The organism is Mycobacterium sp. NGS48 (genome assembly GCF_059812585.1).
The window spans coordinates 33377-48061 of record NZ_JCALCY010000021.1 but is presented as its reverse complement, the minus strand read 5'-3'; the positions used below and the strand labels follow the sequence as shown (position 1 = coordinate 48061).

The following is a 14685-nucleotide window of genomic DNA, read 5'->3' as shown; positions in this document are numbered from 1 at the left end:
GATCCCTTGAAGCCGCCCGCAAAATTGCCGCCCTGGATACACACTCGACGCCGTCAGCGCACACTCGATGCCGTCGGTGTCGGATTCGGCCCACCGATCCAGCGCGGCTAAGCTCGTCACCCATGACGAGCGTTTCCGAGAGCCATGTCGAAGCGGCCGCTGAGCACGAGATCGACATCCACACCACCGCGGGCAAGCTGGCCGAACTGCGCAAGCGGGCCAGCGAGACGCTGCATCCGGTCGGTGAGGCCGCAGTCGAGAAGGTGCACGCCAAGGGCAAGCTGACCGCCCGCGAGCGCATCACCGCGCTGCTCGACGAGGACTCGTTCGTCGAACTCGACGCACTGGCCAAGCACCGCAGCACCAACTTCGGGCTGGGCGAGAAGCGGCCGGTCGGCGACGGCGTCGTCACCGGCTACGGCACGATCGACGGCCGGGACGTGTGTGTCTTCAGCCAGGACGTCACGGTGTTCGGCGGCAGCCTCGGCGAGGTGTACGGGGAGAAGATCGTCAAGGTACAAGAGCTGGCGATCAAGACCGGCCGCCCGCTGATCGGCATCAACGACGGCGCCGGCGCGCGCATCCAAGAGGGTGTCGTCTCGCTGGGGCTCTACAGCCGGATCTTTCACCGCAACATCCAAGCCTCGGGTGTGATCCCGCAGATCTCGCTGATCATGGGCGCCGCCGCCGGCGGGCACGTCTACTCCCCTGCGCTGACCGACTTCGTCGTGATGGTCGACCAGACCAGCCAGATGTTCATCACCGGCCCGGACGTGATCAAGACGGTCACCGGTGAGGACGTCACGATGGAGGAGTTGGGCGGCGCGCACACCCACATGGCCAAGTCCGGCCTGGCGCACTATGTGGCCTCCGGCGAGCAAGACGCCTTCGACTACGTCCGCGAGCTGCTGAGCTACCTGCCGCCCAACAACTTCACCGACCCGCCGCGCTACCCGGTGCCGGTTCCCGACGGCGCCATCGAGGACAACCTCACCGTTGAGGACATCGAGCTGGACACGCTGATTCCGGACTCGCCGAACCAGCCGTACGACATGCACGAGGTGATCACCCGAATCCTCGACGACGACGAGTTCTGCGAGGTGCAGGCCGGTTACGCGCAGAACATCGTGATCGGGTTCGGCCGCGTCGACGGGCGACCGGTCGGAATCGTGGCCAACCAGCCCACCCAGTTCGCCGGCTGCCTGGACATCAACGCCTCGGAGAAGGCGGCCCGCTTCGTGCGGACCTGCGACTGCTTCAACATCCCGATCGTCATGCTGGTCGACGTGCCGGGCTTTCTGCCGGGCACCGGCCAGGAGTTCAACGGCATCATCCGCCGCGGCGCCAAGCTGCTCTACGCCTACGGTGAGGCCACCGTCGCCAAGATCACCGTCATCACCCGCAAGGCCTACGGCGGTGCCTACTGCGTGATGGGCTCCAAGGATATGGGCGCCGACGTCTGCGTGGCCTGGCCGACGGCGCAGATTGCGGTGATGGGCGCCTCAGGTGCGGTCGGGTTCGTCTACCGCCAGCAGCTGAAGGAAGCGGGCGAGGACGGCCGGGATGTCGATGCGCTGCGTTTACAGCTGCAGCAGGAGTACGAGGACACTCTGGTCAACCCCTACGTCGCCGCCGAGCGAGGCTATGTCGACGCGGTGATTCCGCCGTCGCACACCCGCGGCTACGTGGCGACCGCGCTGCGGTTGCTGGAACGCAAGATCGCCCAGACGCCGCCCAAGAAGCACGGGAACATTCCGCTGTGACCGACGGGAACGAGATGAGCGACCAGGAGCATGCACACGAGCCGCACATCGCGGTGCTCAAGGGCAACCCGACCGACGAGGAATTGGCCGCGCTGATCGCGGTATTGGGCAGCGCCGGCGGCGGCGCGGCCGAGGCGGTGCAGCCTCAGCGCAGCCGGTGGGGCTTGCCGATCGACAAGCTGCGCTACCCGGTGTACAGCTGGCAGCGGGTCACGCTGCTGGAGCGGACGCACATGCGCCGATGACCCGTCTGGTGCTCGGGTCCGCCTCGCCCGGCCGGCTCACCGTGCTGCGCCAGGCCGGTATCGAGCCGCTGGTCGTGGTCTCCGGCGTCGACGAGGACGCCGTCGTGGCCGGGCTGCCATCGGATGCCTCGCCCGCTGAGGTGGTCTGCGCGCTGGCGCGAGCCAAGGCCGAGCAGGTGGTCAATGACCTGGAGGCTTCCATCGCCGCGGATTGTGTTGTCGTCGGCTGTGATTCGATGCTGGAAGTCGATGGCCGGCTGGTTGGCAAACCCGGCTCGGCCGATGCTGCACAAGCCCAATGGCACTCGATGGGCGGCCGGTCCGGCCGGCTGCACACTGGTCACTGCCTGGCCCGCCTGCACGACGGCGCCATCACCGCATGCGAAGTCGAACCACTGTGCACCACAGTGCATTTCGCTATGCCTGACCAAGACGACCTGCAAGCGTACGTCGATAGCGGCGAGCCGCTGCGTGTCGCCGGCGGCTTCACGATCGACGGGCTCGGTGGCTGGTTCGTCGACCGGATCGAGGGCGATCCGTCGAACGTCATCGGTATCAGCCTGCCGTTGACCCGCCGGTTGTTGCAGCGCGTCGGGTTATCGGTCAGCGCCCTGTGGTCGAGCCGCTGATCGAGACCTGACCGAGATACAACCGCGACCGCTCCGAGCCGAGACACACCGGAAATGGTTGCTTAGCTTCGGCGTATTGGCGGCGACACTGGACCCATGCCGGTGGAAGAGACCATGTGGAACGTGCCCGTGTCGCGGGATATCGACCGCTACGACACCGAACAACTCCGAGCCGCACTGACCAACGTTGTGCGAGATCAGTTGTCGCCGGGCAAGCGACTTCTGCGAGTGGTCAGCTGGTGCCCCAATGGCGGCGCGCTGTTCCGGCCGAGGCCGGACGCCCGCCGCTTCGCGGTGGCCTACGAGGTGGCGCTGAGCGTCTGACTCCGGCGACGCGTCGAGGTCTTGGTGCCTGCTACGCCGTGAAATCCACGACGGTAGGCTCAATGCCGTGCCGCTACCAGCAGATCCCAGCCCCACCCTGAGCGCCTATGCCCACCCGGAACGGTTGGTCACCGCCGACTGGCTGGCCGGCAACATGGGCAAACCCGGCCTGGTGATCGTCGAATCCGACGAGGATGTACTGCTCTACGACGTCGGTCATATCCCCGGCGCAGTCAAGATCGACTGGCACACCGACCTCAACGACCCCCGGGTGCGCGACTACATCACCGGCGAGCAGTTCGCCGACTTGATGAACCGCAAGGGTATTTCGCGCGACGACACCGTGGTGATCTATGGGGACAAGAGCAACTGGTGGGCCGCGTACGCGCTGTGGGTCTTCACGTTGTTCGGCCACCCGGACGTCCGGCTGCTGAACGGCGGGCGCGACCTGTGGCTGTCCGACGGCCGGGAGACCACGCTGGATGTCCCGACCAAGACGTCGACCGGCTATCCCGTCGTGCAACGCAATGACGCACCGATCCGCGCTTACAAAGACGACGTCTTAGCAGCGTTGGGTTCTGGCCCGCTGATCGACGTCCGCTCGCCACAGGAGTACACCGGCGAGCGCACCCACATGCCCGACTATCCCGAGGAGGGCGCGCTGCGGGCCGGCCACATTCCCAGCGCGGTGTCGATTCCGTGGGCTAAAGCCGCCGATGACAGCGGCCGGTTCCGCAGCCGCGAGGAGCTCGAGCAGCTTTACGGGTTCATCGAGCCAGATGACAAGACGATCGTGTATTGCCGCATCGGTGAACGGTCCAGCCACACCTGGTTCGTGCTGACGCATTTGCTCGGCATCCCTGGTGTGCGTAACTACGACGGCTCCTGGACCGAATGGGGCAACACCGTGCGGGTGCCGATCGTCGCCGGCGAAAAGCCAGGAGCCGTACCGGTCCGATGAGCATGCCCGCACCGCTGGCCGAAGTGGTGTCCGACTTCGCCGAAGTCCAGGGCCAGGACAAGCTGCAGTTGTTACTGGAATTCGCCAATGACCTGCCGGCATTGCCGGCCGATCTGCAAGAGGCGGCCATGGAACCGGTGCCCGAGTGCCAAACCCCGCTGTTCCTGCACGTCGACGCTCATGACCCCGACCGGGTCCGACTGCATTTCAGTGCGCCCGCCGAGTCCCCCACGACTCGCGGATTCGCCTCGATCCTGGCCGCCGGGCTCGACGAGCAGCCCGTGGCCGACATCCTGGCGGTGCCCGATGATTTCTACGCCGATCTGGGGCTGGCGGCCCTGATCAGCCCGCTGCGGTTGCGCGGCATGTCGGCGATCCTGGCCCGGATCAAGCGGCGGCTGCGCGAGCCTTAGACTTTCCCCGACATACTTGTAAGAAAATCTCTTAAAGAGCGACAGACGTCCAGCCATACAGGAGGCGCAGTGCCTAGTCATGCCAGCTCGAAGATCGCCAAGGTTCTCGTCGCCAATCGCGGGGAGATCGCGGTCCGGGTGATCCGGGCGGCCAAAGACGCCGGCCTGCCCAGCGTCGCGGTGTATGCCGAACCCGACGCCGACGCGCCGCACGTGCGGCTGGCCGACGAGGCGTTCGCGCTCGGGGGGCAGACCTCGGCGGAGTCCTACCTGGTGTTCGACAAGATCCTGGAGGCCGCCGCGAAGTCCGGCGCCAACGCCATTCATCCCGGCTACGGATTCCTTTCGGAGAACGCCGATTTCGCCCAGGCGGTCATCGACGCCAACCTGATCTGGATCGGTCCGAGCCCGGAGTCCATCCGCGATCTCGGCGACAAGGTCACCGCCCGCCACATCGCCGCCCGCGCCCAGGCCCCGCTGGTGCCCGGCACTCCCGATCCGGTGAAGGACGCCGACGAGGTGGTGGCCTTCGCCCAGGAGTACGGCGTGCCGGTCGCGATCAAGGCCGCCTTCGGCGGCGGCGGCAAGGGCATGAAGGTCGCCCGCACCATCGAGGAGATTCCCGAACTGTTCGAGTCGGCCACCCGCGAGGCCGTCGCAGCGTTCGGCCGCGGCGAATGCTTCGTGGAGCGCTACCTGGACAAGCCCCGCCACGTCGAGGCGCAGGTGATCGCTGACCAGCACGGCAACGTCGTCGTCGCCGGCACCCGGGACTGCTCGCTGCAGCGGCGCTTCCAGAAGCTGGTCGAGGAGGCGCCGGCGCCGTTTCTGACCGACGCGCAGCGCAAGGAGATCCACGAGTCGGCCAAGCGGATCTGCAAGGAAGCCCACTACTACGGTGCCGGAACCGTCGAATACCTGGTCGGCCAGGACGGGCTGATCTCGTTCCTCGAGGTGAACACCCGGCTGCAGGTCGAACACCCCGTTACCGAGGAGACCGCCGGCATCGACCTGGTGTTACAGCAGTTCAAGATCGCCAACGGCGAAAAGCTGGACATCACCGAAGACCCGACCCCGCGCGGGCATGCCATCGAGTTCCGGATCAACGGCGAGGACGCCGGCCGCGGCTTCCTGCCGGCGCCCGGCCCGGTCAACCGGTACGACATCCCCACCGGGCCCGGTGTCCGGCTGGACTCCGGCGTCGAAGCCGGTTCGGTGATCGGCGGTCAGTTCGACTCGATGTTGTCCAAGCTGATCGTCTACGGAGCCAGCCGTGAGGAGGCGCTGGCACGAGCCCGCCGCGCGCTGGACGAATTCCACGTCGAGGGGCTGGCCACCGTCATCCCGTTCCACCGCGCGGTGGTCGCCGACCCCGCCTTCATCGGCGACGACAACGGCTTCTCGGTGCACACCCGCTGGATCGAGACCGAATGGAACAACACGATCGAACCGTTCACCGGCGGCGAGCCGCTCGACGACGAGGATGCCCGTCCGCGCCAGAAGGTGGTCGTCGAGGTCGGCGGCCGCCGCCTCGAGGTGTCGCTGCCGGCCGATCTGGCGTTGTCCAACGGTGGTGGCGACACGGCGGGCGTCATTCGCAAGAAGCCCAAGCCGCGCAAGCGTGGCGCTCTTTCCGGCGCCGCCGCCTCCGGTGACGCGGTGACCGCGCCGATGCAGGGCACAGTGGTCAAGGTCGCCGTCGAAGAGGGCCAGGAAGTGACTGCCGGTGACCTGGTCGTGGTGCTGGAAGCGATGAAGATGGAGAACCCGGTCACCGCGCACAAGGACGGCACGATCACCGGGCTGGCCGTCGAGGCCGGTGCCGCGATCACCCAGGGCACGGTGCTCGCCGAGATCAAGTAGCTCGGCAGGCGGCCAGATGGACCCAGTCGAAATCAATGCCGGCACATGGTATCTGCGAGCACTCCGCGCGGACGACCGGATCGACGACCGACCGGTGCTGGCCGAGCTCGGCGTCACCGACCCCGACTACATCGAGCGCAGTGCCGTCCACTGGACATCGGACAGCTGCTACACGTGGGCGGTATGCGAACCGACGACGGGCGAGATGCTGGTCGAAATCAGGCTCGACCCGGCGACCGGTGAGATCAGCACCCGAACCCGCGCAGCCCACGACCAGGCGGCGGCCGCGGGCAGCGCGTCGGTGCGGCGCTTCGCCATGACACTGCCGGCGAAACCCCAGTGACCAGGGTTTCTGAGAATCGCTCTCAGGTCGTTGTCGACCCGGCACGGCGGGAGTAATGTTCATCACCAGGTTGAGTTAACAGCCGCCCGGAAAAGCGTCAAAGACGTGCGGGAGGCGCGGCCGCCCGCCGCGAGGGGCATCACAACCGCCTGACGTGATCCACAGCACGAACACTCGTCGACTGATGGAGTCACCATGTCTTCCGCCAACAACAGACGCGTTGAGCGCAGCACCGCTGCGCCAGACGGCGTATTTCCGTCTCAACCGTGGGAAAACCACACCGTCCGATTCACTGCTCAGTGGGTGTCGTCGGTCGCCGTAATCGGTGCGTACGGTGAACTCGACGCGTCCAACGCCAATCAGCTCGCCAATTATGTCCAGCGCTGCTCCGCTCATTCCAAGCGAGTGATCGTGGACTTGACCGGCCTGGAATTCTTTGGCACAGCAGGTTTTTCAGCCCTGCACACAATCAACGTCAGGTGTGCGGGTGCCGATGTGGAATGGGCCGTCGTGCCCGGCCCAGCGGTTTCCCGGTTGCTGCGGATCTGCGATCCGGACAAAACACTGCCGACCACGGATTCGGCGGCGGCCGACCTGGCCACCGACGATGAGCCGCAGCGGTCACTCCAGCTGATCCCGCAGGCGCGCTAGCGATTTCGCGAGCAGCCGAGACACGTGCATCTGTGAGATGCCGACGCGCTCGGCGATCTGCGTCTGCGTCATCGAGTCGAAGAACCTGAGCACCAACACCGTTCGCTCACGTTCGGGCAGCGCATCCAGCAACGGGCGCAACGATTCACGGTTCTCGATTCGCTCCAGGCCGGTGTCGACATCGCCGAGCGTGTCGGCGATGGCACGGGCGTCCTCATCACCGCTGCCGCCGCCGCTGTCGATGGACAGCGTGTTGTACGAGCTGCCGGCCACCAGGCCTTCGATGACCTCGGTGCGGTCCATGTCCAGTTCTTCGGCCAACTCCGTCGCGGTGGGTGCGCGGCCCAGCCGCTGTGAAAGGTCGGCGGTAGCGGTGCCCAGCCGTAGATGGAGCTCCTTGAGCCGTCGGGGCACCTTGACCGACCAACTGTTGTCCCGGAAATGGCGCCGAACTTCGCCCATGATGGTCGGCACCGCGAACGAGACGAAGTCCGACCCCGCTTCGACGTCAAAGCGGACGACGGCATTGACCAGCCCGACCCGCGCAACCTGGACCAGGTCGTCGCGTGGTTCGCCCCGGCCCTCGAACCGCCGGGCGATGTGATCGGCCAGCGGCAGGCACCGTTCGACGATCTTGTCCCGCTGACGCTGGGATTCCGCGGAATCGGCCGTCAAACTGACCAGTTCACGGAACATGTCGGGAACGTCGGCGTATTCGTTGGGCCTCGAGCTCGAACCGCCGACAGCTCGCGGTGTCACCTGGCGGAGCCCGCCCGTCGCGTAGTCAGCGTGATGCCGAACACCCCGCCGGATCCGTCTTGGGCTCGCCCGTCGTGGAATGTCTGCACATCATCGGCCAGCGAGGTCAGCACATGCCAGCTGAAGCTCCCCGGGGTCACCACCTCCGCGGTCTGGCAGGCTGCCGACGCCTGCACCACCAACTCGTCGTCGCGCGGATCGACCACCAGCATCAACGACGCGTTGTCGGCGGCAGACCGGATCAACCGGGTGCACACCTCATCCACCGCCAGCCGAAGGTCGGCGACTGCGTCGAAGTCGAGGTCCTCAAAAGTGCCGACCGCGCCGACCAGGGTGCGCAGCACGGCAAGGTTCTCCAAGCGTGCGGCGACCCGAAGCTCAATGGCGCGGTCACTCCGTTGCTGGGTGTTGCCCGGCACATCGGTAGTGGTCATCTGCCCTCCCGGCATGGTTCGACTGAGACTACCCCCGCGTTGGAGCCGGTTAGTCATGGCCACCGCCGGGTATTCCAGCCGCCATGGACGAGGCTGAGACAACGGAAACTCCCCGCACGCGCCGACTTCGGCGCACTGCGCTGATCGCCGTTATCACGCTGGTCGTCTTGATTCTGGTCGCAGTGGGAATCTACGTGATCGCGTTTGTGATCCTGTCCCCGATGCTGGCGTAGCCGAGTTTTCGCATCGTTGCTGGATGCCGTCGAAGTGATCATTGTGCAGACTTGATACCCCTTCGCTGCGGCGATCAAAACCCAGGAGAATGTGATGGACGACCGCGACGACAGGTCCGACGAAGTTCCCGTCGCCGATGCCGTCGAGCAGGACCAGGAAACCACACCCGTGCCGAGCGTGCTGGAGGGCGAAATCCCGCCGGTAGAGGCCAATACCTCCGACTGGCAAGAGCAGCATCAGGAAATCGTCGGCGGCGACGATGACGACCGCGACGAGTACCGGCAGTAAGCCTCCACCGGCTGCGCCGCGGGACTTAGGCTTATTGCCATGAGCGTCACTATCCGGCGAGTTCTGCTGCGAGCTGTCGTGCTGCTGGGAGCGTGGGCGATTGGACTGTTGGTGGCTGCGTGGGTGGTGCCGGGTGTTTCAGTGTCGGTGTCGGGGTTCGTCGTCGCCATAGTGGTGTTCTCGGTAGCGCAGGCAATCCTGTCCTGGTGGATTTTGAGGTTGCCACGCGCCTATGCGTCGCTGCTGCTGGGGGCCACCGGCCTGGCACTGACCGTGGTCGCGTTGATCGTTGCCGCGGCTGTGACACGCGGGCTCGACATCCCCGACACGCCATCCTGGGTTGCCACAACGGTCGTGGTGTGGCTCGTGACAACGGTGGGGGCGATCATGGTGCCCGAACTGTTCGCCCGCGACGAGGTCGGCTCGCGCTGACCCCATCGAGGCTGCGCCTCCGGTCAGCGCCGACGACCCGCATTTCGCCAGGTCCGTCCAGTGTCGCGTGAGTAGCATTGTGTTTGTCTCGTCCTACGACGGAAGGCGCGATGATGGGAGACAGGCATCACGATCCGAGCGATCACTTCCGTACCACCCAGCCCCACGCTGGTATCTCCATGAAGGACAACCTGTTCTGGCCCGGATTTATCCTCTTAGCCGTCGCGGTAGCCGGGATGATCAGCACCGCGGCAGCCGCCGCTTACCAGCATTACGAGTGGCTCGGCACGACAGTGCTCGTCGCCGTGCTCGGCACGACAACCGGGGCGCTGTGGTTCGTCGTGGAGCGTCGCCGCGTGGTCCGCATCGACGAGCAGTGGCAGGTTGCGAACCGCGACGGCCGACCGCACCAGCCCGCGACCTAAGTCGACGCCCTCAGCCGGCCAAGGCGGGGCCGACGATCGGCGGGACGCCCATCGTCAGCGTCAGAACCATCAGCACCAATAGGAACCATCCGGCGCCCTGCCAAGCCCACCAGGTTCGACGATCACGCCACACGCGGTAGGTGCGCAGGAATGCCCAAAACCCGCCGGCCAGCAGTATCGCCGGTGCCCCGAACGCCAACAATGTGCGCTGCGGCGCGCCGCACGCCGCGGTGTCGACAGCCAGCGGACCGGTACAGGTGCTGACCCACAAGGCGGCCACGATGAAAAAAGCCACCGCGGCCGCTCCCGCCAACACCGCGAATCGGACGGCTGACCCAATGTCGCCGTCATGCTGCTCGATATGGTCGCCACGTGACCGTTGGCGCGATATCTGCATCCTGAACCTCGATCCTGCGTTCGGCTGCTCTAGATCCATCGTCCGATCGGTCGCATCAGTTACATCCGGTCGTAGTCAGCCATCCCGGCTCCGCCGCGCTCACGCGCGGGAGCGGTTATACCCAGTGGTCGGAGGGGGTAAACGTCCTTGCCGACCGGCGCCGCGCGCTACGACGCAACCGCATAGGAGACCGCCCGATGACACTGCCCACCGCCGATGAATTGCGCATCCGGGTGCACCGGGCATTGGCCGCTATCGGCGCCTCGCCGACGCTTGGCGAGCCCGGCGGCTCCGGCATGCCGGCCAGCACTCCCATCACCGGCGAGGTACTGTTCACGGTCGCCCAGACCGACGATGTCGAAAGCGTGGTCGCGACTGCCGCCCGGGCCTTTCCGGCGTGGCGTGCCACCCCGCCGCCGGTGCGTGGTGCGTTGGTGGGGCGCCTCGGCGAGTTGCTCACCGCGCACAAGGAAGCACTCGCCACCCTGGTGACCGTCGAGACCGGCAAAATCACCGCCGAGGCGCTGGGCGAGGTGCAGGAGATGATCGACGTCTGCCAGTTCGCCGTCGGGTTGTCGCGTCAGCTGTACGGCCGCACCATCGCTTCTGAACGGCCGGGCCATCGGCTGATGGAGACCTGGCATCCGCTCGGCGTGGTGGGTGTGATCACCGCGTTCAACTTCCCGGTTGCGGTGTGGGCCTGGAACATCGCGGCGGCGTTGGTGTGCGGCGACACCGTGGTGTGGAAGCCGTCGGAACTGACCCCGTTGACCGCGCTGGCCTGCCAGGCGCTGATTGAACGCGCGGCCGGCGATGTCGGTGCGCCACCCGAAGCCAGCCGCCTGGCCATGGGTGGTCCTGAGGTCGGCGAGCAATTGGTCGACGACGAGCGGATCGCGCTGCTGTCGGCGACCGGTTCGGTGCGGATGGGTCAGCGGGTCGGGCCGCGGGTCGCGCAGCGGTTCGGCCGGGTGCTGTTGGAGTTGGGCGGCAACAACGCCGCGATCGTGACGCCGTCAGCCGACCTGGACCTGGCGGTGCGCGCCATCGTCTTCGCCGCTGCCGGCACCGCCGGGCAACGCTGCACCAGCCTGCGCCGGCTGATCGTGCACCGCTCGATCGCCGACGAGGTTCTTGAGCGTGTCGTCTCGGCCTACGGTCAGCTGTCGATCGGCGATCCGTCCGACAGCGCCACCTTGGTCGGGCCGCTGATCCACGAAACCGCCTACCGCGACATGGTGGGCGCGCTGGACCAGGCGCGGGCCGACGGCGGCGAAGTGATCGGCGGTGAGCGCCACGATGTCGGACCGCCCGGTGCGTATTACGTTGCGCCAGCCGTAGTGCGGATGCCCTCGCCGACGGCCATCGTGGCGACCGAGACGTTCGCGCCGATTCTCTACACGCTGACCTATGACGATCTCGACGAAGCCATCGCGTTGAACAATGCTGTCCCACAAGGGCTTTCGTCATCGATTTTCACCACCGACATGCGGGAAGCGGAGCGCTTCATCGACGGGTCGGACTGCGGCATCACCAACGTCAACATCGGCACGTCCGGTGCCGAGATCGGCGGGGCGTTCGGCGGCGAGAAGCGCACCGGCGGCGGACGTGAATCCGGGTCGGACGCATGGAAGGCCTACATGCGCCGGGCCACCAACACCGTCAACTACTCCGACCAACTGCCGCTGGCACAGGGTGTGCACTTCGGCTGAGACCCGCTCACCGGGCGTCGCGGCCTTCGCGGCTGCGCTCGTAGGCGCCGCGACGGAGATCGGTCAGCCAGCCGGGGGCCAGTCTGATCTGCTGCGGGGCGTGGATCGTCGGGTCGAACACCACGTCGTGAACCTGGTCGGCGGGCCTCAACCGATCCAGCGTCAGTTGCGCCAGCGACTCGAACGCCTCAGTGCCACAGGCTTGCTCGATGTCGAATACCACACCGCCGTCGTCGATGCGATCGCTGATGCTGTCCAGTGACACACCGCGATCGTCGATTTCGGTGATCAACCGGGCACGGATCCACCAGTACTGCTGCTGATACCGCAATGGCATCAGGCTCGACAGCACGACGTCGCGCCACGACGTCACCGGCCGCAACCCGATCCGGGGCAGCACCCGCGCCCCGGTCGACGCCAACAAGACATCCCAGCCGGTCGGCGGAAACTGCGACCGCGGCATCTTCCAGGCCAAGCCGACGACATCAGGCACCGCGCCGGGAGTACCGGCGCCCTTGGACACCCGCGCGACCACATCACACGACGCGACCGGCAGCCCGCGGTCCCGCGGCGCCGACCGCTCGAGCCGACCGGTGGCCAACACTCCGGCCGGATGGAAGACGCGACGACCGCGCAGTGCGGATACCCACCGGAACGGAGTTGCAGCAACGTCGGAGACGTTCATGGTGAGGAGCTCAAGCGGACACCGAATCCGTCTCTCGATCCCAGACCCGGTGCTTGGCCAGCGCGGCCGCAAAGGCGTCGAAGAAATCGTCGGCCAGGTCGCCTGCGGCCGCTGTTGTCGTCAGCACGCCTTGGGCGTCGACCACATCCGTACTCTCAGCGGTCTGCTCGGATATGCCGGCTTTCGGCAGCAACTTCACGCCCGCCCCGAACGCCGCCACCGGCTTGAGGTGCTTGTAGGCCTCGGTCACGAAGTGCAGCGCATACCCGTCGCCGGAGAGCGTTTCGATGGCGTCGGGTCCGCACGGCACCACCACCGCGTCGTACAGCACCGACGCCACGCTATTGATGGCGCGGTCTACCGCGAGTTCGCCGCCGGAGCCACCGGACAGCGTCCCGCCCCCGATCGGCGCCAGCACCTCGGCGATCGCGCCGCGCTGCCGCATCGCCTCGATGAACGCTTCGGTGCCTTGCACGTCGACACCATCGGCGGCCAGGATGGCGATCTTGCGGCTTTCGATGGTGTCGGTGACGGTGTTCAGCTGGGACAGCGCCGGCGAGGCCGGCATCTTGTCGTCGACGGGTTGCTCGTCTGGCACGGGCAGACCCAACTGGCCGGCCACCTGGGCGGCCAGGTCGTGGTCGACCAGGTTCAGCTGATCGACGACCCGCGATCGGATTTCGATGGTTTCGCAATGGCCGAGTTCGAAAGCGTATGCGGCGACGATGTGTTTGGCTTCCGGCGCCGACATGCTCTTCCAGAACATCCGCGCCTGACTGTAGTGGTCCTGGAAACTCTCGGCCCGTTGACGGATCTTGTGACCGTCGACTTTTTCGGTGTAGTGCCGGAACACGCCCTCGTCGGCCATCGCGGGGCAACCACCACCCAGTGAATTCTTGTAGTAACTCGATTTGCCTTTCGGGATGGCGGTTTGGCTGTAGCCGTCGTGTTGGTTGTTGCGGACGTCAGCCACCGGCCGGTTAACCGGCAACTGCGCGAAGTTGGGTCCACCCAACCGGATCAGCTGGGTGTCCAGGTAGGAGAAGTTGCGGAACTGCAGCAGCGGGTCGTTGGTGAAGTCGATGCCGGGCACCACGTTGGCGGTGCAGAACGCGACCTGCTCGGTTTCTGCGAAGAAGTTGTCCGGGTTGCGATTGAGCACCATCTTGCCCACCGGCCGAACCGGAACTTGTTCCTCGGGAATGATTTTCGTCGCGTCGAGCAGATCGAACTCGAAGTTGAACTCGTCGCTTTCCGGGACCAGCTGCACACCGAGTTCGTACTCGGGATACTGACCGGCCTCGATGGCGTCCCACAGGTCGCGCCGGTTGAAGTCGGGGTCCTTGCCGGCGACCTTTTGGCATTCGTCCCATACCAGCGAATGCACGCCGAGCTTCGGCTTCCAGTGGAACTTCACGAATGTGCCCTCGCCCTTGGCGTTGACGAACCGGAAAGTGTGCACGCCGAAGCCCTGCATCATCCGGTAACTGCGCGGCAACGACCGATCCGACATCAGCCACATGATGGTGTGCAGCGTCTCGGGCTGCAGCGACACGAAGTCCCAGAGCGTGTCGTGGGCGGATTGGGCCTGCGGAATCTCGTTGTGCGGTTCGGGTTTGACGGCATGGACGAAGTCAGGGAATTTGATCCCGTCCTGAATGAAGAACACCGGGAAGTTGTTGCCGACCAGATCGTAGTTGCCCTGGTCGGTGTAGAACTTGGTGGCGAACCCGCGCACGTCGCGCACGGTGTCGGCGGAGCCGCGGAAGCCGGCGACCGTGGAGAACCGTACGAACACCGGCGTCTGCTTGCCCGGTGTGGTCAGAAACTTTGCGGCGGTGTATTCGGCAAGTGAGTCGTCGTAGGGCTCGAAATGGCCGTAGGCGCCGCTGCCGCGGGCATGGACGACGCGCTCGGGGATGCGCTCGTGGTCGAAGTGAGTGATCTTCTCCCGGGCGTGAAAGTCCTCCAGAAGCGTCGGACCGCGCGCACCGGCACTGAGCGCATCGTCGGTGTGGTCGACCCGAACACCTTGCTGCGTGGTCAAGTACCCGGTACTGCGGTCGAGTCGGTACTGGTCTAGCTGCTGTTGTTTTGCATCGTCTTTGTCTGCCATCGCGTCCCTCC

19 protein-coding genes are annotated in these 14685 nt (G+C 66.1%); 14 read left to right on the top strand and 5 right to left on the bottom strand.

What is annotated here, in order from left to right:
- Positions 1–122: 122 nt before the first annotated feature.
- The 9 genes from AC5Y42_RS22040 to AC5Y42_RS22000 all read left to right on the top strand — a co-directional run bounded on the left by AC5Y42_RS22040 (position 123) and on the right by AC5Y42_RS22000 (position 7192).
- Entirely contained in the window at positions 123–1763 is a 1641-nt protein-coding gene (locus tag AC5Y42_RS22040; RefSeq protein WP_499900698.1) for an acyl-CoA carboxylase subunit beta, read from the top strand.
- Positions 1760–2008: an acyl-CoA carboxylase subunit epsilon gene (locus AC5Y42_RS22035; protein ID WP_499900697.1), complete on the top strand. Its 249-nt coding sequence runs from the start codon at positions 1760–1762 to the stop codon at positions 2006–2008. Before AC5Y42_RS22040 ends, AC5Y42_RS22035 begins: the two co-directional genes overlap by 4 nt.
- The gene (locus AC5Y42_RS22030) at positions 2005–2637 is read left to right on the top strand and encodes a Maf family protein (RefSeq protein WP_499900696.1); all 633 of its coding nucleotides are present in this window, start codon (positions 2005–2007) and stop codon (positions 2635–2637) included. The genes AC5Y42_RS22035 and AC5Y42_RS22030 overlap by 4 nt, the downstream gene beginning before the upstream one ends.
- Before the next feature lie 96 nt (positions 2638–2733).
- Complete coding sequence (locus tag AC5Y42_RS22025) at positions 2734–2961, top strand: hypothetical protein (protein ID WP_499900695.1); 228 nt, start codon at positions 2734–2736, stop codon at positions 2959–2961.
- 67 nt (positions 2962–3028) lie between these two features.
- A complete protein-coding gene (locus tag AC5Y42_RS22020) occupies positions 3029–3922 on the top strand; it encodes a sulfurtransferase (RefSeq protein WP_499900694.1) in 894 nt (297 codons plus the stop codon).
- Positions 3919–4335: a SufE family protein gene (locus AC5Y42_RS22015; RefSeq protein WP_499900693.1), complete on the top strand. Its 417-nt coding sequence runs from the start codon at positions 3919–3921 to the stop codon at positions 4333–4335. Before AC5Y42_RS22020 ends, AC5Y42_RS22015 begins: the two co-directional genes overlap by 4 nt.
- Before the next feature lie 69 nt (positions 4336–4404).
- Positions 4405–6198 carry an acetyl/propionyl/methylcrotonyl-CoA carboxylase subunit alpha gene (locus AC5Y42_RS22010; RefSeq protein WP_499900691.1) on the top strand — a complete coding sequence of 598 codons (1794 nt, stop codon included), beginning with the start codon at positions 4405–4407 and terminating at the stop codon, positions 6196–6198.
- A gap of 16 nt (positions 6199–6214) precedes the next feature.
- Positions 6215–6541, top strand: coding sequence for a hypothetical protein (locus AC5Y42_RS22005; protein WP_499900690.1), 327 nt, complete (start codon positions 6215–6217; stop codon positions 6539–6541).
- Positions 6542–6736: 195 nt separating this feature from the next.
- On the top strand, positions 6737–7192 hold the full coding sequence (locus AC5Y42_RS22000) for an STAS domain-containing protein (protein WP_499900689.1): 456 nt from the start codon (positions 6737–6739) through the stop codon (positions 7190–7192).
- Here AC5Y42_RS22000 and AC5Y42_RS21995 read toward each other — a convergent pair.
- Both AC5Y42_RS21995 and AC5Y42_RS21990 read right to left on the bottom strand, forming a co-directional pair.
- Positions 7163–7951, bottom strand: coding sequence for an RNA polymerase sigma factor SigF (locus AC5Y42_RS21995; protein ID WP_499900688.1), 789 nt, complete (start codon positions 7949–7951; stop codon positions 7163–7165). The two genes, AC5Y42_RS22000 and AC5Y42_RS21995, sit on opposite strands and share 30 nt — an antisense overlap.
- Positions 7948–8385 (bottom strand): anti-sigma factor, encoded by a 438-nt coding sequence (locus AC5Y42_RS21990; RefSeq protein ID WP_499900687.1) that lies wholly within the window; start codon positions 8383–8385, stop codon positions 7948–7950. The genes AC5Y42_RS21995 and AC5Y42_RS21990 overlap by 4 nt, the downstream gene beginning before the upstream one ends.
- A gap of 83 nt (positions 8386–8468) precedes the next feature.
- Here AC5Y42_RS21990 and AC5Y42_RS21985 point away from each other — a divergent pair, with 83 nt between their 5' ends.
- The 4 genes from AC5Y42_RS21985 (at position 8469) to usfY (ending at position 9764) form a co-directional block, all read left to right on the top strand.
- The gene (locus AC5Y42_RS21985; RefSeq protein WP_499891239.1) at positions 8469–8618 is read left to right on the top strand and encodes a hypothetical protein; all 150 of its coding nucleotides are present in this window, start codon (positions 8469–8471) and stop codon (positions 8616–8618) included.
- A gap of 94 nt (positions 8619–8712) precedes the next feature.
- A complete protein-coding gene (locus AC5Y42_RS21980; RefSeq protein WP_499900686.1) occupies positions 8713–8907 on the top strand; it encodes a hypothetical protein in 195 nt (64 codons plus the stop codon).
- Positions 8908–8946: 39 nt separating this feature from the next.
- On the top strand, positions 8947–9339 hold the full coding sequence (locus AC5Y42_RS21975; RefSeq protein ID WP_499900685.1) for a hypothetical protein: 393 nt from the start codon (positions 8947–8949) through the stop codon (positions 9337–9339).
- A gap of 110 nt (positions 9340–9449) precedes the next feature.
- Positions 9450–9764 (top strand): protein UsfY, encoded by a 315-nt coding sequence (usfY, locus tag AC5Y42_RS21970; protein ID WP_499900684.1) that lies wholly within the window; start codon positions 9450–9452, stop codon positions 9762–9764.
- Between the two features lie 10 nt (positions 9765–9774).
- Here usfY and AC5Y42_RS21965 read toward each other — a convergent pair whose 3' ends face one another.
- Positions 9775–10161: a hypothetical protein gene (locus AC5Y42_RS21965; protein WP_499900683.1), complete on the bottom strand. Its 387-nt coding sequence runs from the start codon at positions 10159–10161 to the stop codon at positions 9775–9777.
- A gap of 197 nt (positions 10162–10358) precedes the next feature.
- Between AC5Y42_RS21965 and amaB the strand changes: the two genes are divergently transcribed.
- Complete coding sequence (gene amaB / locus AC5Y42_RS21960) at positions 10359–11873, top strand: L-piperidine-6-carboxylate dehydrogenase (RefSeq protein WP_499900682.1); 1515 nt, start codon at positions 10359–10361, stop codon at positions 11871–11873.
- Positions 11874–11880: 7 nt separating this feature from the next.
- On the opposite strand, the gene AC5Y42_RS21955 is transcribed toward amaB, so the two are convergent.
- Together AC5Y42_RS21955 and AC5Y42_RS21950 are read right to left on the bottom strand one after the other, a co-directional pair.
- On the bottom strand, positions 11881–12558 hold the full coding sequence (locus AC5Y42_RS21955; protein ID WP_499900681.1) for a phosphodiesterase: 678 nt from the start codon (positions 12556–12558) through the stop codon (positions 11881–11883).
- 10 nt (positions 12559–12568) lie between these two features.
- Positions 12569–14674 carry a catalase gene (locus AC5Y42_RS21950; RefSeq protein WP_499900680.1) on the bottom strand — a complete coding sequence of 702 codons (2106 nt, stop codon included), beginning with the start codon at positions 14672–14674 and terminating at the stop codon, positions 12569–12571.
- Positions 14675–14685 lie beyond the last annotated feature (11 nt).